This window comes from Pseudonocardia kujensis (assembly GCF_021283305.1).
GTDB classification, from domain to species: Bacteria; Actinomycetota; Actinomycetes; order Mycobacteriales; family Pseudonocardiaceae; genus Pseudonocardia; species Pseudonocardia kujensis.
Map to the genome: position 1 here is coordinate 1 of NZ_JAJSOK010000039.1, position 18,611 is coordinate 18,611.

At 69.1% G+C, this 18,611-nt stretch carries 20 protein-coding genes and 5 pseudogenes; 6 read left to right on the forward strand and 19 right to left on the reverse strand.

Features of this window, described 5'->3' with window-relative positions:
- The coding region (locus tag LWC35_RS23995) for a hypothetical protein (protein ID WP_232872506.1) at window positions 1–229 on the forward strand (229 nt) is incomplete at its 5' end.
- A 37-nt stretch (window positions 230–266) separates the two neighbouring features.
- Here LWC35_RS23995 and LWC35_RS24000 read toward each other — a convergent pair.
- The 12 genes and pseudogenes from LWC35_RS24000 to LWC35_RS41045 form a co-directional block, all read right to left on the reverse strand.
- Window positions 267–695: a hypothetical protein gene (locus LWC35_RS24000; protein ID WP_232872507.1), complete on the reverse strand. Its 429-nt coding sequence runs from the start codon at window positions 693–695 to the stop codon at window positions 267–269.
- Between the two features lie 111 nt (window positions 696–806).
- Window positions 807–2,111, reverse strand: a complete 1,305-nt coding sequence (locus LWC35_RS24005) for a site-specific integrase (protein WP_232872508.1) — start codon at window positions 2,109–2,111, stop codon at window positions 807–809.
- A gap of 180 nt (window positions 2,112–2,291) precedes the next feature.
- Entirely contained in the window at window positions 2,292–2,630 is a 339-nt protein-coding gene (locus LWC35_RS24010; RefSeq protein ID WP_232872509.1) for a helix-turn-helix domain-containing protein, read from the reverse strand.
- Window positions 2,627–3,265: a tyrosine-type recombinase/integrase gene (locus LWC35_RS24015; RefSeq protein WP_232872510.1), complete on the reverse strand. Its 639-nt coding sequence runs from the start codon at window positions 3,263–3,265 to the stop codon at window positions 2,627–2,629. The genes LWC35_RS24010 and LWC35_RS24015 overlap by 4 nt, the downstream gene beginning before the upstream one ends.
- Before the next feature lie 275 nt (window positions 3,266–3,540).
- Window positions 3,541–3,864 (reverse strand): annotated as a pseudogene (locus tag LWC35_RS40445) (hypothetical protein); the annotation flags it as partial.
- A 462-nt stretch (window positions 3,865–4,326) separates the two neighbouring features.
- A complete protein-coding gene (locus tag LWC35_RS24025) occupies window positions 4,327–5,235 on the reverse strand; it encodes an IS3 family transposase (RefSeq protein WP_232872511.1) in 909 nt (302 codons plus the stop codon).
- The gene (locus LWC35_RS24030) at window positions 5,232–5,543 is read right to left on the reverse strand and encodes a transposase (protein ID WP_232872512.1); all 312 of its coding nucleotides are present in this window, start codon (window positions 5,541–5,543) and stop codon (window positions 5,232–5,234) included. The genes LWC35_RS24025 and LWC35_RS24030 overlap by 4 nt, the downstream gene beginning before the upstream one ends.
- A 240-nt stretch (window positions 5,544–5,783) precedes the next feature.
- Entirely contained in the window at window positions 5,784–6,008 is a 225-nt protein-coding gene (locus LWC35_RS41270; RefSeq protein WP_308194653.1) for an IS3 family transposase, read from the reverse strand.
- A gap of 4 nt (window positions 6,009–6,012) precedes the next feature.
- Window positions 6,013–7,366: pseudogene (locus tag LWC35_RS24040) on the reverse strand (IS30 family transposase).
- Window positions 7,363–8,040, reverse strand: a complete 678-nt coding sequence (locus LWC35_RS24045) for an IS3 family transposase (RefSeq protein WP_232872514.1) — start codon at window positions 8,038–8,040, stop codon at window positions 7,363–7,365. Before LWC35_RS24045 ends, LWC35_RS24040 begins: the two are co-directional and overlap by 4 nt.
- 17 nt (window positions 8,041–8,057) lie before the next feature.
- Window positions 8,058–8,224 (reverse strand): annotated as a pseudogene (locus LWC35_RS41240) (transposase); the annotation flags it as partial.
- Window positions 8,225–8,233: 9 nt separating this feature from the next.
- Window positions 8,234–8,347 (reverse strand): annotated as a pseudogene (locus LWC35_RS41045) (transposase); the annotation flags it as partial.
- 1,178 nt (window positions 8,348–9,525) lie between these two features.
- On the opposite strand from LWC35_RS41045, the gene LWC35_RS24050 reads away from it, so the two are divergent.
- Entirely contained in the window at window positions 9,526–10,314 is a 789-nt protein-coding gene (locus LWC35_RS24050; protein ID WP_232872515.1) for a transposase family protein, read from the forward strand.
- Between the two features lie 428 nt (window positions 10,315–10,742).
- On the opposite strand, the gene LWC35_RS24055 is transcribed toward LWC35_RS24050, so the two are convergent.
- The 4 genes from LWC35_RS24055 to LWC35_RS24070 form a co-directional block, all read right to left on the reverse strand.
- Window positions 10,743–11,108 (reverse strand): Lsr2 dimerization domain-containing protein, encoded by a 366-nt coding sequence (locus LWC35_RS24055; RefSeq protein ID WP_232872516.1) that lies wholly within the window; start codon window positions 11,106–11,108, stop codon window positions 10,743–10,745.
- 3 nt (window positions 11,109–11,111) lie between these two features.
- Window positions 11,112–11,675: a hypothetical protein gene (locus tag LWC35_RS24060; RefSeq protein ID WP_232872517.1), complete on the reverse strand. Its 564-nt coding sequence runs from the start codon at window positions 11,673–11,675 to the stop codon at window positions 11,112–11,114.
- A 693-nt stretch (window positions 11,676–12,368) separates the two neighbouring features.
- A complete protein-coding gene (locus LWC35_RS24065) occupies window positions 12,369–12,770 on the reverse strand; it encodes a type II toxin-antitoxin system VapC family toxin (protein WP_232872518.1) in 402 nt (133 codons plus the stop codon).
- 8 nt (window positions 12,771–12,778) lie between these two features.
- Window positions 12,779–13,051 (reverse strand): type II toxin-antitoxin system Phd/YefM family antitoxin, encoded by a 273-nt coding sequence (locus LWC35_RS24070; RefSeq protein WP_232872519.1) that lies wholly within the window; start codon window positions 13,049–13,051, stop codon window positions 12,779–12,781.
- A gap of 139 nt (window positions 13,052–13,190) precedes the next feature.
- Between LWC35_RS24070 and LWC35_RS24075 the strand changes: the two genes are divergently transcribed.
- From LWC35_RS24075 to LWC35_RS24085, 3 genes are all read left to right on the forward strand, one after another.
- Complete coding sequence (locus LWC35_RS24075; RefSeq protein ID WP_232872520.1) at window positions 13,191–13,706, forward strand: hypothetical protein; 516 nt, start codon at window positions 13,191–13,193, stop codon at window positions 13,704–13,706.
- Window positions 13,707–13,931: 225 nt separating this feature from the next.
- A complete protein-coding gene (locus LWC35_RS24080; protein ID WP_232872521.1) occupies window positions 13,932–14,333 on the forward strand; it encodes a hypothetical protein in 402 nt (133 codons plus the stop codon).
- A gap of 80 nt (window positions 14,334–14,413) precedes the next feature.
- Window positions 14,414–14,941 carry a YegP family protein gene (locus tag LWC35_RS24085; protein WP_232872522.1) on the forward strand — a complete coding sequence of 176 codons (528 nt, stop codon included), beginning with the start codon at window positions 14,414–14,416 and terminating at the stop codon, window positions 14,939–14,941.
- A gap of 54 nt (window positions 14,942–14,995) precedes the next feature.
- On the opposite strand, the gene LWC35_RS24090 is transcribed toward LWC35_RS24085, so the two are convergent.
- A complete protein-coding gene (locus LWC35_RS24090) occupies window positions 14,996–15,175 on the reverse strand; it encodes a hypothetical protein (RefSeq protein WP_232872523.1) in 180 nt (59 codons plus the stop codon).
- Window positions 15,176–15,970: 795 nt separating this feature from the next.
- On the opposite strand from LWC35_RS24090, the gene LWC35_RS24095 reads away from it, so the two are divergent.
- Complete coding sequence (locus tag LWC35_RS24095; protein ID WP_232872524.1) at window positions 15,971–16,435, forward strand: Rv3235 family protein; 465 nt, start codon at window positions 15,971–15,973, stop codon at window positions 16,433–16,435.
- A gap of 34 nt (window positions 16,436–16,469) precedes the next feature.
- Here the strand turns inward: LWC35_RS24095 and LWC35_RS24100 are convergent, their stop codons facing one another.
- A complete protein-coding gene (locus tag LWC35_RS24100) occupies window positions 16,470–16,733 on the reverse strand; it encodes a hypothetical protein (protein WP_232872525.1) in 264 nt (87 codons plus the stop codon).
- Window positions 16,734–16,954: 221 nt separating this feature from the next.
- Window positions 16,955–18,272: pseudogene (locus LWC35_RS24105) on the reverse strand (integrase core domain-containing protein).
- Window positions 18,273–18,611: the final 339 nt, after the last annotated feature.

Consider the following 18,611-nt stretch of genomic DNA (forward strand, 5'->3'; position numbering starts at 1 on the left):
GCTGGGCGATGCGCTGGAAGCCGGCCCTGAACGCCTTCGCGATCACCTTCGCCGGCCGTATCGTCCCCAGCAACGGAAACTAGCCATCACCGAAGCCAGTTACACCGTTCCTCGGACAGTCCCCCTCCTCCGTCGTGACTCCAGGAGCGTGGCCGTCGTCGATGTCAGCCTGGAAGCAGGGAGGCGTGAGTGGTCGCAGCAGATGCAACTGGTGACGTTGTGCCGGTGACCGGCAGTATTCGAGCTGACGTTATTCAGCCGCGTGATCAGGCAGTCGGCGGTCGGTGACCGAGCCGGGAGAGATAGCCGCTGGCCGTGTCCAGGCCGTGTCGTAGCGCGTCGGCATCGGCGCGAGTCCGGTCGAGCGTCTCCCGAGCCAGGTCCCGGAGCTTCGCGGCTTCCTGCGGGTCGTCGGGATGCTGGTCGGAATAGATCGCGCCGTGCTGCTCAAGTCGGCCGACTTGCTGCCTCAGCTGATCGAGCAGTTGGCGATATCCGGATGCGGCGCGGCTGAGCGATTGCAATGTGCTGGCGAGTTCCGATGCGGTGAGCGTGCTGCTCCGGGTGGCGTTGTTGAGATATCGGTGCAGCTCAGCGACGGCGGAGGCAGCCTCGGTGATCGTGTCGGCGTTGTGTGGGCCGTCGTAGGGGAACGCGGCGTGGACGACCGCGTCGCCGTTGTGCGCTGTGCTCATGGCCCAACTCCTGATCTGGAGAACGTGTCGGATCAACGGTGGCATATGGCCCCGACAAAGGACGGTCGAGGAGAAGGTTGGCGGCTGCTGTCAAAGGTCAGCGGGGCGTGGTCAGTTCGCGGGTGGGTTGGTGATCAGCGCGGCGTAGCGGTTGTCTGGGGCGGCGGCGTGTTCGGCGTGACGGTGGGCGATGGCCGGGCTGTAGCCGAGTTGCGAGGCGACGATCGGTGGCGGGACTCGCTGGACCAGCGCCTTGATTGCCGCGTTCCTGGCGCCCTGCAGGTCGATCCCGAGGCTGCGGAGCCTGGTCATGATGGTGTTCGGGGCGAGGTGCTGACCCGCGCGGGTTCCGGGGAACAGCCACGGACTGTCGGAGTGGCTGCCGGTCTGGAGGTTCGGGCGTCGAGCGAGATGGTCGAGCAGGAGCTGATCGAACGGGGCCGGGACCGCGGCCGGTTCATCGCCGAGCACGAGGACCAGGCCGTCCGAGGTGGACCAGACCTGCTCGGTGCGCATTGAGGCGATTCGGGTCAGTGGCTGGGCGTAGAGCAGCAGCAACACTGCCGCGACGCGGTAGGTGAGGGTGTCGGGTTCGTCGCGCAAGCAGCGAGCGAGGAGCTCGAGGCGGGCTTCCTCGGCGAACGTCGGGGTGGACTGCGGGACCCGGCGGGCGACGTGGAGATCGGGTGCGATGCGGTGTCGGCGGGCCCAGCGCAGGAACGTGCGGATGATGAACCGTGTCGACGGGCCGTCGGCCAGCCAGCGATCCAGGTGCTGCTGGGTGCAGGTGTTCAAGGTCAGGTCCTGCTGTTGCAGCCAGGTCATGAACCGGCCGATCTCGGTGATCTCTTGCTTGGCGTAGTGAACCTTGCCGCGCAACGGTTCTCCGCGTCGGAGCTGGGTGTTCATCGCGCGCAGGTGATGCCAGGTGGCGTACTGCTCGATCGCGCGAGCGGCCCAGGACGGCTCGGCCGCGGCCAGCCTGTCGTCGAGCCAGCGGCGGAAGCGGGCGAGGTCGCGGTCGCGGTGGGGGAGCGCGCCGTGGTGGACCAGCAGGTCCCGCAGGTGCTCGACGACCGGGCCGCTCGCAAGCGCGTCGAGGGCGTCGTGGCTGACCGCGACGGTGCCGGCGCCGATCGCGGCCAGGAGCGCCGCGACCTGCGGGCGGCGTTTCCAGGTCAGGATGCTTTCGGGCCGTTGCGCTGCGCAAAGCGCATGCAGCAGCTGCTCGGCGGCCGGCAAGGCCGGCGTAGTCGGGACCAGGACGGTGGTGAGGTCCTCGCGCAGCGCGCAACGCGCGCAGATCCTGCGCCGGTAGTGCTCGGCTTCGGCGCCGCAACGGTGACAGTCCAGGTCGGTGGTGATGCCGGCGCAGCTGCGGCAAAGCAGCTGGCTGTCGTCGCGACCGGGCAGCATGCCCTCGTGGCCGCAACGATCGCAGCAGCGACGGTGCGGACGGCGTCGTGGAAGCAGGTGCCGCAGATCCCGCCCTCGGGCCAGCGGGTCCGCAGCTTGCCAGCGCCGCGGCCGCAGCGATCGCAGTGCGCGGTCCCGCTGGTCCGCGGCCGACCCTTCCGCCGGCGAGCGACAGCCGGATCAGTCATCTCGGGTGATGCGGGCGCGCAACGGACGCAGCTCGTTGAGCTCCACGACGTTCGGTGCGGTGGCTCCGTCGGAGGTCCGGCGGGTGCGCCGGGCGTCGGTGGCGGTGACGGTGATCAGGTCGTCGGGGCCGCAGTCGAAGATGTCGCAGAGCGCGGCCACAAGCGTGAGCGAGACCCGTTCCGGTCGTTGAGTGACGACCCGGTAGACCTGCGAGGGGGACAGGTCGATGCCTCGCTCGCGCAGCAGCGGGGCAAGGTCGGTGCTGTTGTGCAGGCCGCGGCGGGCCATCAGCTCACTGAGCCGCCACTGGTAGTCGACCACGCGCTTCATCGCCTGCTCCTCGCTGGGCCCGACTCCACCGAATCCGACCCGGGCCGGCCTGATCCCGCCCGGCCTGACCGGGCCTGCCGTGGGCTTGATGGCTGCTCGGCAAGGGCTTCGTGCAGGACCGTGTCGAGTGCGTGGCGCAACGTCCGGGTGCGGTAGTCGCTGCTGACGCAGCTGTAGAGCGCGGTCGTGGACGCGTGCTCGTGCCCGACCTGGTGCTGGACGAACATCGCGTCGACCCCGTCCTCGAGCAGGTGGGTGACGTAGCTGCGGCGGAACGAGTGCATGTCGAGCCGGTCGTCGAGGCCGAGCTCGTCACGGTAACGGCGGAACCGCGCACCCAGCGCTGACTCGGACACGAGTGTGCCGCGCTCGGTGGGGAACAGGTCGATTCCGTCGCTGAGCCGGGGGAGTCCGCGGGTGATCCAGTGCTCGACGACCTCGGCCGACCAGGCCCGCACCGTCAACACGCTGCGCCGCTTTGGGGCCGAGCCGGTGTGGGCCTTGCCGTAGCGCACCTGCAGCTGACCGAACCGGCCGAACTCACGCGCGTGCGGGTTGCGCGAGAAATCGACCGTCTGCAGGTGCCGGACCTCGTTGCGCCGCAGGCCCCATCCGTAGGCGACCTTGAACAACACCGCGTCCCGGAACGCCGGTAGCAGCCCTTCCGGCCCCGGGACCGGATCAGATCGACTTCATCGTCGGCGCGGTCGAAGAAGCGTTGCAGCTCGGAGCGGGAGAAAGCGCGCTTGCGGGGATCCTGCTCGTTGTCCTGGTGATGGCCGGCGCTGTTCCACTCAAAGACGACCTCGCTGGGATGGGTGCCGAACGCCGCCTCGCAGACGACGTCCCAGCCGTAGCGCGGGTCGGTCAGGTAGTCGCAGAACAGCCGCAGGCCGTTCTGATATGCGCGGATGGTGGACCGGCTCAACTGGTGCTCGGCACGGAGATCGCCGAAGAACTCGTCGACATGGCTCACCGTCCAGGCCCACGGCATCTCGTTGCAGTGATCAAGGAACCGGGCAATCACGCGGGCGCGGGAGTCGATCGTGCTGAACGCCAAGTTCCGGGCCAGCTGCTGATGCCGCCAGCCCGTCAGCATCTCCGCCAGCACCTCGTCGGCCCGGCTGGACGGCGCAAGGCCGCGCAACGGGACAACGCGGCCGATCTCGTCCTTCGCCAACGCACACCGTCCGATCACTCGATGACCGAATCTTGCATCCGATGACCGCATCATGGCAGACGAGCAGTTCACGACATCTACATGGATCGCACACCGTCAGCGGATCAGCCCGATGCCTCGACAGGCATCCGCTGCGACGCGCGCAGGTCGCCGGAACGATCCGCAGGTCAGGAAGGCAGCGCCCAACACTGATCAGCTTCCTCGTAGAGGAGTCCTACGTCGTGCATCCGATGCAATAATACCCACTCGAACTGTCATAATGCAGATTATCGGTCCGCAAGGCAAGGGTCGGGAGTTGCAGTAGATGCAAGTACTCCCGTCCGGCTGCGATGGCGCGATTGCTGCAGGTGGTGGCCCGTTGGCGCGGTAGTCCGTGCGCGTGCCGCTGTGTCCGGAGCTGTCGTCTCGACGCAGGTCGCTGTAGGTTTCCTGCGTTAGATGCAGGTTTCCACGGCGCCGAGGTGGCTGGGTGGACGCTGTGCCGGGTGAGCTTCCCCCGGTTTCCCGGAGTGCGAGTTACCTGTCTGCGTCGGGCTGAGCGCGACGATAGTTGTCTTCGTACTCGTCGGGCGAGAGCCCGCCGAGACGGGCCTGGATCCGGCGCGGGTTGTACCACCCGTCCAGGTAGCGGATCAGGGCGTGCTCGGCCTCGCGGCGAGTCGCAAACGTGGTGCCGGGCCAGTAGAGCAGCTCGATCTTGATCGTGGACCACAGGTTCTCGGCGAGGGCATTGTCATAGCTGTCCCCTGTGGACCCGGTCGACGGGGCGACACCCGCGTCGACCAGGCGCTGGGTGAACCGCAGCGCCGTGTACTGGGCTCCCTTATCGCTGTGAAAGATCAACTGTCCGGGGCGTAGGTCCCGTGCGCGCAGGGCGTGGTTGAGCGCGGTGAGCACCAGCGCCGTCGTGGCGCGCGGGTCGGTGGCCCAGCCGACGACCCGGTTGGAGAAGGCGTCGCGCACTGAGGCCAGCCACAGGACTCCCTCGCCGGTGACGATCCTGGTCAGATCCGCCACCCAGACACGGTTCGGGGCGGAGGCGGTGAAGTCGCGTTCGAGCAGGTCCGGCGCCGGGCGGTGCGCGGGGTTCTGCCGGGTCGAGCCGTGCTTCCAGCCGCGGCGCAGGTGCGCGCCCTGCAGGCCGTGCTCGCGCATGATCCGCTCGACCCGCTTGCGACCCACGTGGACACCCTGGCGGCGCAGCTCCAGCCACACCCGCGGCGATCCGTAGGCGGCGGCGAACTCGCTCACCGAGCGGATCTTCACGATCTGCTCGAGCAGGACGGCATCGTCGAGCTCACGCTGCGACGGGTTCGCCTGGCGGGCGCGCCAGTCGTAGTAGGTCGAGGCGGGGATGCCGAGGACCCGTAGTACGAGACCGGCGGGGAAGTCATGGGCGTCGCGCACATGGTCGACGAAGCTCATGACCACCTCCGGGTCGGGCCGATCTCGCTGGCGAAATAGGCGCTCGCCGCGCGCAGGACCTCGTTGACCCGCCGTAGCTCGGCGTTCTCCTTCGCGAGCCGGCGGTTCTCGGCGACCATGTCGGTCGTCGGCCGATCATGCCGCTCGCCCTTGTCGGCCTCGGCCTGTCGCACCCAGTTGCGCAGGGCCTCGTGATGCACCCCGAGCTGCTCGGCGAGCATCCGGAACGTCGGACGAGGGTCGGACTCCCGATACAGCCGAACAGCGCGTTCACGCAGCTCATCGGGGTACTTCTTCGGTGCAGCCACCAGTGCCTTCCTTCCTGGCTCCGCCGAGGGAACCAGTCTTCAGACACTCCGGCAAAGCGGGGGAAGCTCAGGGTGAGGTTCCCCCGTCAGCTCGGAGTGCTGGTTAGCTGGGGCCGGGTCGGCCCCGTCGGCGGGGGATGCGGGTTGATCGTCCAGGATGCTCTCCTGGGCGTGCCAGGTGGCCTCGTACTCATCCGGTGAGAGCCACCCGAGGCGGGCCTGGATGCGCTCGGTGTTGTATCACCCGTCGATGTAGGCGAACAGCTCGTTCTCGGCCTGCTCACGGGTCTGCCAGGATCTCCGGTAGACCAGCTCGGTCTTGAGTGTGGAGAAGAAGTTCTCCATGAGCGCGTTATCGTAGGAATCGCCGACCGACCCCATCGACGCGAGAATCCCGTGGTCTTCGAGGCGCTGGCCGAATCGCAGAGACGTATAGCTGGCGGATTCAACCGGTGGTCGCAACACCGGCTCAGTGGCGCGAATATAGCACGTCGTTGAGCGCTTCGTGAGGGGTTCGCCATGCGAGTTTATTTCGGGGTCGACTGTTCAATGTGTGGGCGACGGCGGCCAGTTCCAGCGGACCGTACCGGGAGATGTCGGTACCTTTCGGGAAGTATTGCCGGAGCAGTCCGTTGGTGTTCTCGTTCGTCCCACGCTGCCACGGACTGTGCGGGTCGCAGAAATAGACGACGAGCCCGGTCTCGGTAGTCAGATCGGCGTGCAGGGCCATCTCCGTGCCCCGGTCCAAAGTCAGGGTGCGACGCATTCTCTCCGGAAGATGGGCGACGGCGGCGATGATCGTATCCTTCACGGCTTGGGCGCCATGCCCGGCGAGAGGAGCACTGTTCTTCACGCGATCCTGGGCGCCGAATCCCTCCATTCTCGGCAAGGGCAGCAGGAGGGTGTAGCGGGTTGTGCGTTCGACCAGCGTGCCGATCGCGGAGCGATTCAAGCCGATGATCAGATCGCCTTCCCAATGCCCGGGAACGACGCGCTCGGCGACCTCGGCGGGCCGCCGGTCGAGTGTGTGGTCGGGGGCGATGAACCCGCGGTTGTTGCGGCGCTCCCGCCAAGTCCGCGACCGGGGAACCCGCAAGGCGCCCGGTGCGCAGGCAGGCGACGTGCTCGCGGGCCAACGCGCCACGCCCCTCGATGTAGAGCGCCTGGTAGATGGACTCGTGTGAGATCCGCATGGTGGGGTCGTCGGCATGGTCGTGCCGCAGCCGCGCCGCGATCTGCTCCGGGCTCCACGCCCGACCCCACCGACGATCGGCTCGCCGGGCCCGGTTGCGGCCGGTGAACGGCACCGCCGGACCCGGAACACTCACGCCATCCTCGGTGGCTAGCCGACCCGAGAGGCGTTCCTCGACGTAGCGACGAAGCCGCGGATTCGCCACCAGTTTCGCTGCCTTCGGGCGAGCGGCTCGGCGGTCCCGGTGCCATTGCGCCACGGTCGCCCGATAGGACAGAGTGCCTCCTCGCGTGGCGGCGTTTCGCCGCAGTTCGCGAGATATCGTCGACGGATGTCGACCGAGACGGCGCGCGATCTCGCGAATGCTCACCTTCTGGGCATGCCAGAGCGCGATGAGCTCGCGCTCCTCGAACGACAGATAGCGGCCCGAATCCGCCTTGAAGATCGCCTGTGGGGTCACGCCGCCACGTTCGCGGAACCACCGGCTCCCCACGACTTCCGACACGCCGGCTTCCAAGCCCGCGTCGGTACTCGTCACACCACGAGCGATCGCAGCCCAGAACACGCGGCGTTGCTCGCAACGCCCAACGGGCGGCCGCCCCGGCGACACCATCGCCGGGCGACCTGTCATTTTCGTGACCCAACCAGGCGCTCGTCCCAATTCAACACCTCCGCTACGAGGTGTTGCGACGACCGGTTGAGGATGGCGTTCGAGCCGCGATCCGAGTGATGGACTATTTGTCCACTTGCGACGTTGCGGGTCCAGACCGCGTACTCGAGTGCGCCGGGGATGAGGTCGGTGTCGCAGCGGTCCGAGCAGCGCCACCCAACGATGCGGTTGGAGAAGGCGTCATGGACCGCGGCCAGCCAGAAGACGCCCTCCCCGCAGGGGATGCGGGTGGCGTCGGCGACCAGCAGCCGGTCTGGCGCTGCGGCGGTGAAGTCGCGGTTGACCAGGTCGGGTGCCGGGGTGTGGCGCGGGTTCTGCCTGGTCGAGGCGACACGCCAGCGTTTGCGTAGGAACGCGCCCTGAAGCCCGTGCTCGCGCATCAGCCGCTCGACCCGCTTGCGGGAGACGTGGCGTCCGCGGCGGCGCAGGGTCGCGAGTACCCGCGGAGCGCCGTAGGTGGCCCCGGAGCGGTCGTGGATCCCGCGAATCTGTTCGAGGAGCTCGGCGTCGGCGCCGCGCCGCTGCGACGGGTCGCGTTGAGCGAGCCAGCCGTAGTAGGTCGACGCGGCGACACCGAGGACTTTCAGGATCGGGGCGATCCCGAACCGGCCCTTCAGCGCCTCGACGGCTTTCACCACTTCTTCCTTGTCGGGTCCATCTCCTGGGCGAAAAAAGCACTCGCCGCCTTGAGGATCTCATTGACCCGGCGCAGTTCGGTGTTCTCCTTGCGCAGCCGGCGCAGTTCCTCGGACTCGGTGGTGGTCGTGCGGTCGTGGCGTTCGCCGTGGTCGGCCTCGGCCTGGCGATCCAGTTCCGCAGCGCTTCGTGGTGCAGGCCCAGCTGCTCGGCCAGCCGCCGGATCACCGGCTTGGGGTCGGACTCCCGGTAGAGACGGACAGCGCGCTCACGCAGCTCGTCGGGGTACTTCTTCGGTGCTGCCACGGAGACTCCTTACACGGCCCTTCGGCCATGATCGTCGATCTCCGAGCAAGCGGGGGAACCTCAGCCCGACTCGCCGTCAAATAACACAGGCCGAGCGTCGGAGAAATGTCTCAGCTCGTCGACCCAACCCTCACCTATCACGCCTCGCCTGAGACCCGCCTCACCTTTTCCGTGCAGTACTGACCCGCGTACGGGCACGCTGGACTAGCGGCGGCAACAGCAACCAGTCGTTCACACGTTCGGCCGTTACGCCATGCTTGCGCGAAACGGCACGATTACGTGCCGTGAGGGATGCGGCTTGAGCGGGGAGACGCTCGCACTAATCGGCACCTTGGCGACGGCGATCATCACGGTAGGGGGCGTTTGGCTCAAGGAAGCGCTGCTCCGCCGGGGAGCGGATCAGGTACGTGCGCGGTACATCGCGCAGCTCAAGGAGGAGATGACCATGATCGAGGCATGGGCCAAGGCTCATGCCACTCTAGAGGAGAGTACGCATCCGCCAGCTACGGTGCGAGACCGCGCAAGACGAGACCTCGACGTGGTCTATGGCCGCATGATGGAGCTGCCTCCGGCCTTCCGGCAGCCGATCACCCTCGGTGCGGTGCTTTCCAGATTGTTCCTTCGTCACCTGGCCCTATCCCGCGGCCTCAGACTACTTCGAGTGTTCTACTATCTCGCCCTGTTGATGCTTCTGATATGGGCGTCCGTTGGGTTCTTCAGGCCTGACTCGTGGTCGTCTCCCGCCAACGTTGCCACCACGCTGCTGACGTACGCCACCCTCGCGCTCGGGCCCGTATTTGGGTTCGCGTCGTTCATCGTATGGAGAGCCCGGCGGGTCAGGTCCACCGGAGAAGACGGCCCCTTCGGGGTGCAAGTAGGTCAAGCGGACTCTCGACACTCCGCTGCGGGAGCTCATCACAGACCTGAGCCGTCCGTCTCACCGGCTCAGCCCCTGCCGAGCCCTCCTTGGACCACTCGGCGGCCTTGAGCTCAGCCGCGAGACAGCAGACCGTCGCCGGCCCGCTCGCAGCCACGCTCGTATATGGACGACCACTGATCCCTTTCCAACCTGGCGGGAAGCGAGCGTGAGTTGCTACGGCGTGGCGTCACCGGAATGAGTGAAGCTCCTGGTAGACGGGCGATTGACTAGATCAACACGTCCTGGCCAGGAGCTTCGGTTGCCTTCCTACCCTGCGGGGTTGTCCGTGTCCAACCACGCCCTCATCACGCTGTCCGACGCGCTGCGACACCGCCTCTCGACGGTCGGGACACGCTGGCGGCGGCTGTCTGTGGGCGAGCAGGCGCTGCTGGTGGTGGCGCACCTGCGCAAGGGCGAGACCTACACCGACCTCGCCGCCGGCCATGGGGTCGGCACGACGACGGTGTTTCGCTACATCCACGAGGCGATCGAGGTCCTCGCCGCGCTCGCCCCCGACCTGCGCACTGCGGTCGAGGTCGCCGTCCGCAAGGCCTTCGTGATCCTCGACGGCACCCTGCTGCGCATGGACCGGGTCGGCATGGGCTCGGGTCGCGACCGGCCGTACTACTCGGGCAAACACAAGTGCCACGGCATGAACGTGCAGGTCATCGCGGACCCGGCAGGCCGGTCGGTGTGGGCCTCACCCGCGCTGCCCGGCGCCCGGCACGACATGGGCGCCGCCCGCGATCACGGCATCATCGACGCGCTATGCGACGCACAGGTGAAGGTGATCGCGGACAACGGCTACCACGGCTCCGGGTTCGAGGTCCCCCAACGCAGACGACCGAAGGACCCCGCGACCGGTAGACGGCGACGCCTGTCGGAAAACCAGAAGGACGTCAACTCCGCCCACGCCCGTCAACGTGGCCCCGGCGAGCGGGCGAACGCCCAGCTCAAGACCTGGCGCATCCTGCGCAAGATCCGCTGCTGCCCGCGCCGAGTCACCGACCTCGTCAAGGCCGTCCTCGTCCTCATCCACGCTGGCTGACGCCAAGTGGAAAGGGCTCACTGACCCCCGACATAGCTCGACCTCGGCGGCGCACAATCCCAGCTCTCACGTCCGAGATCGAGGAGCCCTACAGGGCGGAAGTCTCGGCGCGCCGATGTGCCCCCACGTGACCGCCGCTGACATACGCCCCTGACCAGACCCTGAACGACCCCTATGGGAGGTGGCATGACCTCCCCCGGCCCCTGCTGCCCGACAAACGGCTCGTCGCGACCGCCCGCGCACACGGCGACCACCCGCCGTGAGGAAGGATCTTCGCCCTGCGCGAGACCGCCACCCTCGACCTCGGCAGGTCGACGGAGACCTCCGCGGCGCCCGCCGCGCGAGCCTGACGTCGACGACCCGGGCGGTGTCCGGCGGCCACGGCCGCGGGGCACCGCCCGGCGTCGCCTCGGTGCGGGACCGACCGGTCAGGCCGGCTGATCCGCGGTCTGCTCCTCGCGCCACTGCTCGACCAGCGACCGCTTGAACCGGTTGTTGGACGGGACCTCGATCCCCTTGTCCTCCGCCCACTGCCGCAACTGCTCGCGCTCCTCGGCGGTCAGGCCGGTGCTCGTGCTGACCTGCCCCCCGGCCCGCTTCGCCGGACGCAGCTCCGGGATCGACGCGTCGACGCGGCCCGCATCGATGTAGGGCTGCAGCAGCGCCAGCAGCTTGCGGTACTCCGGCCCGGCGAGGTCGATCTGCACCCGCATCTGGTCGATGTTGAGCTCGTGGGACTCGACATCGTGCTCCGAGCCCGTGAGGTCGCAGTACCGGATCTCCCTGATGCCCATCGATCAGCCCGCCTCGGCCTCGTCGCCGGTCCGCGCCGGGCGCCGCCGCCCGGACGCGCCGCCGGCCTCCTGCGCCGCCTCCTTCGCCGCCTCCTTCGCCGCCTCCTTGGCCGCCTTCCGCAGCGCGGTAAGGGTCTGGCCCGCGAGCGCCTTCGAGGCCACCGAGTCGCCGATCTGACGCGGCGTCATGCGGCCGCGACCGGTCTCGGCGAGGTAGGTCTGCCCGTCCGGACCGGTCCGGTACTCCAGGTTGGAGGCGACCCGGTGGAACCGGGTCCGACCCCGCTGGCGCACGCCCTCCCACCGCTCCACCTTGACGGCGAGCAGGCAGCACGTGCAGGTCAGTCGGCGGACGAACAATCCCTCGTCGTCCACCTCGGTGAAATGGATCCCCGCCTGCCGGATCGTCGGGAACAGGTGCCGGCCACGTTCCCGACACGCCAGCACCTCGTCGGAGACGCGGTCGACGTAGAGGTCGACGTCCTCGTCCGAGGCCCGGACGATTCCCGTCTCCTCCAACTGCTCGCCCTGGATCGACTTCGGCAGATCGGCATCGCCGTCGGCCACCTGGCACCCCTTTCCACAGTGTTGCGTGCAGTGTCGTGTGCAGTGTCGCGGTCCATCACGGTCCGCGGAACCAGCAGATCACATCATCACCGGCGATCGGACGCCCGTTCGGGTCCAACGATCCGCGCAGATCGGTGGTTCCGCCACCCCGGCATGGGCACCGCCGGGCCCCCGACCTGGGGGCACTCGTCGCAGCAGGCGTCAGCGCGCGGCGTTGTCGCCGATGCAGCACATCTGCTCCTGTTCCAGCGAAGTTGATCGCAGATACAGGAACTGTCGCGCAGCTGTGCTTCCCGCGTGTCGACAGGTCGACGGATGAGCCGACCGAGCTCAACGTCGGCAGTCGGCAGACAGTGACGATCGCGCGAACCGGGATCCGCTGGCCGCGGTCGTCAGCTGCGCGCATTCCGACTCTCGCCGTCTCAGCGTCGAAGGGCGGATCAGGGCTACCTCTGACTGCCGTTTCGTCATAGCGCCGGGTTCCCGGGTTGCATGTGGGCACTCGGACGCAGGCACCAGCGCAACTCGATCACCAACGGGCCGCGCCAGCGGCTTTGGCACGAGCCGGACCCGCGACGTGCATCGTTTGGGCACCCGGCCGAGCTCACGTTCACAACCGAGGCGGCCGCCTGCAGTCATCCCGGAGCCATTCGGGATGAGGGCGGCGCCGGGGTCGTGCGGTCGGGCTGACGCTCAGTGCGCTCCAGGGTGTGCAGTCGGAAGGCCGGCCGACTCGGCTGCGCTGAGCAGCCGGCGGTCGTAGGTGACGAACGCTGTGAGGTGCGTGCCGAATACGCCGCGGGCGGTGGCGAGGTGGATCGCGTCGAGCGACCGCAGGTCGGGATCGGGGTAGGCCGCGGCGGCGGCGCGCACCGTCTCGTCGATCTGGTAGCGGGCCACCCTGGCCAGCGTCGCAGGTACGTCGACGAGCAGGGCGGGCTCGACCCGGCGTAACGCGCGGGGCAGTTCGACCTCGACCAGCACCGAGGATACCCACGGCTGGTCGGGCTGCGCGTCGAGCCAGTCGGCCAGCGCGGTGCTCTCCGGTTCGGGGCGGACCAGCTTCACCAGCGCCGCGGTGTCGAGATAGATCATCGCAGGTGTCAGTAGCGTTCCTCGTCACGCAGCTCGCGAAGTAGCTCGCCCGCCTCCTGGTCACGGCGAACGGGACCGTGCGGACGGGGTGCCGGCCCGGTGACCGTGGCCGGAATGAGCTTGCCGGTGGCGAGCCATTCGCCCAGCGGGTGGCCCTGGGCGGGAATCAACCGGGCAACGACCGTGCCGCGTTCGGTGATGTCGATCGGCTCGCCGAGCTTGACGCGGGCCAGCACAGCGGAGGTGTTCTGGTTCAGCTCGCGCACCGGCACTTCCGACATGTGGCAAACTGTACTACATATGCGTAGAACAGAGGGAGTTCCGGCGCAAGGTCGCCGAGCGGGAGCGCTATGTTTCCCACTCCCACGACGCCGAGCGGGCCCAGGCAGCCCTTGAGGAAGAGTGATCACAATGCCCGCCGTGGCTGAGATCGCCGAAATGGTCCGCAGGTTCGGTGGCCTCATCGCCGAGCACGACTGGACACCGACCGGGTGGGAGGCGCAGTACGTCCGCCCGCACGACGGCGAGCTGTCGGATTGGCGGCCGGTCTACTTTGCCGACCTGGCAAACCCGCTCCGGGAAGCGCCCACGATCTACGGCCGGCCCGTCGAAGGCTGGTCAGCTGAGGGGGAGGCGCTGGTCGTCGACCAGCTCGCCGGACGCCGAGTCCCTGCCGACTCGCTCGATGGCTTCGTGCAGCTTGTACCCACCGGGCGCCTGCACTCGGTCGTGGCTGCCGAGCCGGGCTGGACAGTGGAACTCGACACCAACGACGAGCCGACCACCGTCCCGATGGTCGCCTGGATGGTCGACGCCTCGGGCGCTATGCGCCCGGCGACGGAGGGCCTGATGTCGGGCGGGCGCCTGCTTGAGAACGAGGGCGAGCTCATCGCCCCGCGCCCGATCCAGGTGCTGCGGGTCGTCGCCCCCGAGTAGCCGCGGACTGCCCCCGCGCCGGGGATCCACCGATCCGCCGGCGGCACAGCCGACAAGTCAACTGCCCCAGGCCGTTGCGGCGCACCTCCTCGATCGGGTGCGGGCACCCATGACGAAGCGCGATAAGCACCCTGAGAGCGTCGCTCGGTGCTCGGCAGGGCATCGGTGCATCAGTGGCTCGCATACGGCGAGCCTTCCACCGCACACCGACACAACCTGCGACTCTTGATCGGCAACGACACAGCACACGTCTTGCTGAAGATGGGGTCGGTGAAGGAGATGCAGCCGCCGCAGCCCGAAGTGGAGGCGCTGGTCCGCGCGCATCGCGACGCGCAGGCCGATCAACGCGCCGCGATCGCAACCGAGCGCGACCGCGACCTGGGCCGAGCCCGCCTCCAGAGCGCCGCGATCGAGGCTCGGCTCCGCGCGCACGGCCACGACGCCCTGGCCGACCAGCTCGAGCACGAGGCAACCGCCGGGGCGACCCTCATCGCTGCGCTCACCGCCCCAGACCACTGCAGCGGCGGCCGAGACGTCGACCAACTCGGGCAGGTCCTCACAGTCTTCGCCCAGCGACGGGCCGCCGTCGAGCAGTCGGCCCGCGCGTCTGGGACGGTCGCCAGCTGACGCAGCGGCGCCACGGCGCCACGCCGGCAGGGCTAGGAGCGCTCTTCCGCTGTCGAGCCGAGCGGCGACTCCGGGGACTGATGTACGGGATCGTCACCCGGGACGAGCTCGAGGCCAGGTCCGAGCGCTCCGACGAGCTGCTTCCCTACTTCGCACAGCTGCTCGAACTGCTCGAGCTCGCCGATTGGAACAGCGAAGCCACACCGCACGCAAGGTGCGCAAGATCGTCGGGCCCGCTAGCAGTCAAGCGGTGGCCGTGTTTCTCCTCGGCCGAGGACGACCAGCGCGTCGAGCTCGTGCGGATCCTCTGGCCCCACCAATCCGAGCTCCAGCTTCTTCCCGACGTGTCGGAAACCCTTCTCCCCGCGTATCGCCCCTACGGTGCCGACCGTCCACACTGTTCGATCAAGGCGGGAGTAGGCGCAATGGCGGGCAAGTTCGAGGTGTACAAGGACCGCGCCGGCAAGTACCGGTTCCGGCTCAAGGCCAGCAACGGCCAGGTCGTCGCCAGCGGCGAGGCCCACGAGACCAAGGCCGCGACCAGAAAGGGCTGCGAGTCGGTGCAGAACGCCGCCGCCGGCGCGACGATCGTCGAGACCGACTCCTGACCGTCGAAGCCATCCGGCCGCCGCTCGCCGGCCGATCCCGGACCGGAGCGTAGATCAGAGCGCCGCGGCGTCGCTCCCGGCAGCGGCCCCCAGCTGGGCACGCAGGTACTGCTCGCGCGCCGCGATCCGTGCTGCAAGTACCAGGCGAACATCCAGTAGCCGACCGGACCGCTCCAGCGCGCGACGCAGGCCGGCGAGGTGCTGGAGCTCCTCCGCCGGCGCCATCCGCGCCAAGCCAATCGTGACCGGGCAGACGCTCTCGTCGACGTTGCCGGCCTCCCGGTGGCGGCGTGCCCACTTGTCCAGCTCGTCCGCGACCGCCAGCGGATCCGGCTCGGATTCTGTGGTCCTGCGAGCGCCGCGGCGGCCGTGACCAGACAGTCGTCGCGGCGCTGCTCGGCGAGAGGAGCCCACTGCTCGCGCGCCTGCGCGACCGACATATCGAGCGCCGCGGCGAGGTCCTCCCAGCTGGCGCCGCTGGCTCGCTCGAGGACGACCGCGTCGTCGAGCAGTCGCCGGGCGAGCGCGACGAGCCGGGCCGCGTCGCCGACGACCACGCCGGGGTGCGGGGCGTACGCGGCACCCGGGATGAGCGTGCGCGCATAGTCCGAGACCACGCGCGCCGCGGCGGCGAGATCGAGCCAGGCGTGCGAACGAGCCGTCAACGGCGGGACCCCGACCCCGAAAGCAGACGTCATGGCGCCAGCCTGACCTGCTACCAAGCACCTGGACCAGTCACAGACACCGAGCTGTGGACAACTCCCACCACGCCACGGGAGCCCCCGGGGGGTGCATCTGGCGATGAGCCCCAGGGTCTGGCCCCGCTGCTGTTGCCGGCGCGGCGACCGTGCCCGCCCCTACGGGCGGGCGCAAGGCCCTCCGCTGACGCTGCGGCCGCTGCGCGGTCGCCTCCGGCGAGCCTGGCGCTCCGCCCTCCCCGCGGGCGGGCTGCTCCCGTCTCGCCGGCGACACCGCAGCCCGACCACCCCGGCGGGCGGTCACCGGCCCGGAGCTACGAGGAGCCCACCGATGCGCCGCGACCCATCCCTGCCCACGTTCGCCTCGTCGCCCTACAAGACGCCGCTCGAACCCGCCGCGCTGCAGCGCTGCGCCCACTGCGGGCACTCTCCCGACCTCGCCCTGCCCGACCCCCACGGCGACGCGCCGATCACCCGCGACGTCGCCCGCGACGAGGCGGCACTCGCGGCCGCCCGCCGCGGCGTGCAGCTGATCCTCGAGGTCGCCGCCGGCCGACGCCCAGCTTCCGCGCTGGCCCGCCACGCCACCCGGCAGGTCATCGCCTGTGTGCGCGCGCTCGAGCCAGTGCTGGGCCGGCCCCGCACCCGAATCCGGCGCTTCCACACCTCCCAGCCCCACGAGGGCGCAGTCGAGGTCAACACCCTCGTGCACATCGACCGCCCGCGCGCCCTCACCGCCCGCTTCGAGCTCGTCGAACTGGACCGCTGGGCCTGCGTCAGCCTCCGCATCCTCTGACCAACCCCGCCATGGCCGCCTGGGCCCTTCGGGATCAGCGCGGATCCATCGACTCACACAAAGTGTTGGCCATCCCGCGCACGCTGCGGCGGAGCTCCAGCGGAACTGGGCGGCCGTTGGCCAGTTCGCCGGCAGCCGCGGAGAGCACGCCGGCCACCTGCCAGGCCAACCGCTGGTCCGGGATGAGAGCGGCGTGCTGTTCGCGCAGCAGCGCCGCGATCGTGCGGTAGGCCTCGGCCTCGGCGAGCTCCTCCGGGCCAACGGGACGCTGCCGGTCGTAGCGACTCGAACCGCCCACGCTCACCACTCCCCTGCCCGAGCCCGCGACCAACCCGGCACGCGCCGTTTCGTGCGGACTCTTGCCCTCGACGCTGATGGACCGCGGGGCCCGGATCTTCCCCATCCAGGCGCCGCGGCCGCCTAACAACGATACCCCTGATTCGAACATCGGTTCGAGGAAGGCTGGGCCGTGGCACCCAACCGGATGTGATGTCTCAGGACATGGGTGACAGTTCTGCGTCAGGACATCGGTGACGGTTGGTGTGTCAGGACTTCGGTGACGTTCCCGGGTTCTTCGGGTCGTCTTCCTGGGGGTCGGCCGTTGCCGACGTAGCGGACGCCGGGAGCGGGCCTGCTGCGCTCGGCGAGGATCTCGCCCTCGAGGTCGGTAACGATGATCTTGTCGCCGGGCTGGTTACCGTCGCTGACGACGAGGACCTGTCCGAACGCGTGCTCGACGCCGATCTTGTAGATCACCATGTCGATGCCGATGTCGCCGCTGGCGCTTACCGTTCGCAGGCGTGTGCCGGCGGGTAGGCCTGCTGGTGGGGTCGGCCGGGGCCGCATCGCGGGGACCGGCGGCCGGTAGGCGGGCCGGTCGGACTTCGGGCGGGGCGGATCGGCCCTCGGGGTCGCCTCCCACGCGGCCAACGGCGTGATCCGCCCGGGCAGCCCTTGGTGAGGGCGCTCGGTGTTGTAGATGTGGTCGAACGCGTCGACCTGGGCCTGGAGCTCCGCAAGCGTGGCGGCCAGGGGCTGCTTGTCGAGGTAGCGGAACAAGGTCTGATGGAAGCGTTCGTTCTTGCCCTGGGTGGTCGGCTTGTGCGGCTTGCCGGTGATCGCCTCGACGCCGAGCGCGCCGACATGTCCGACGAGCCGCCCGACCATGCCCCGTCGCGACGGGTTGAGCGCGAGCCCGTTGTCGGACAGCAGCCGTTGTGGGACGCCGTGAGCGGTCACGGCCTTGTCGAAGACCGCGATCGCGTCGTGGGCGGTCTCGCCGGCCGCGGCGTGGGAGGCGACCGGCGTAGCGGGTGTGGTCGTCGATGAGTTGGAAGATCACGCACTTGCGTCCACCGGTGAGCACGTACTCGGTGGCGTCGAGCTGCCAGCAGGCGTTCGGCGCGGGGTAGACGAACCGCCGCCACGCCGAGCGGGGCTTCTTACGCGGCTCGCGCCGGGCGACACCGGCTTCGCGGAAGATCCGTGCCAGCGACGCCGTCGACGGAACAGGGCTCAGGCCCATCGCCCGCATCTTGTCGTGAACGCTGATCGGGCCGTGGTCGAGCCCGGACGCCTCGAGCGCGGCCCGCACCGCGATGGCCTGGGCCTTGACCTGCTCGGTCAGCCTCGACGGGCTCGAGCGCGGTCGTCGAGACCTGGGCTCGAGCACCGCCGCGGGGCCTTCCGCGCGAGCGCGTTTGCGCAGCTCGTAGAACGACTTGCGCGAGATGCCGTGCTCGGTGCAGAACGTCGAGACCGCCCCGCGCGGTGCGTCGTCAGGCCACTGCGAGATCGCCAGGCGGACACGGGGATCGATGGGTTCACGGGCAGCCACCGCCGCAGCCTCGCGGCGGAAGTGTCACCACCAAGAACGCCCACAGTGTCACCGATGTCCTGACACAGACTCGTCACCCATGTCCTGAGACATAACATGGCACCCAACCGGACTCCTTCGTCAGGAGGCGTCGGCGGAATCCGCCCAAAGGCAGCACACCCTTCCCGGGCCCGGCGGCGATGACCCCGGCCCACGCCGACGCCGATGAGACAAGCCCCTCGACGGGGTCGCTGACGCGATCCGGCGAGCCGGAACCCCCGCCGCTCGCTGCAGGACCCCGGACGGGCCGTGCTGGGACGAGCCGCAGCTCCACCACAACTCCACAACGAAGGAGTATCC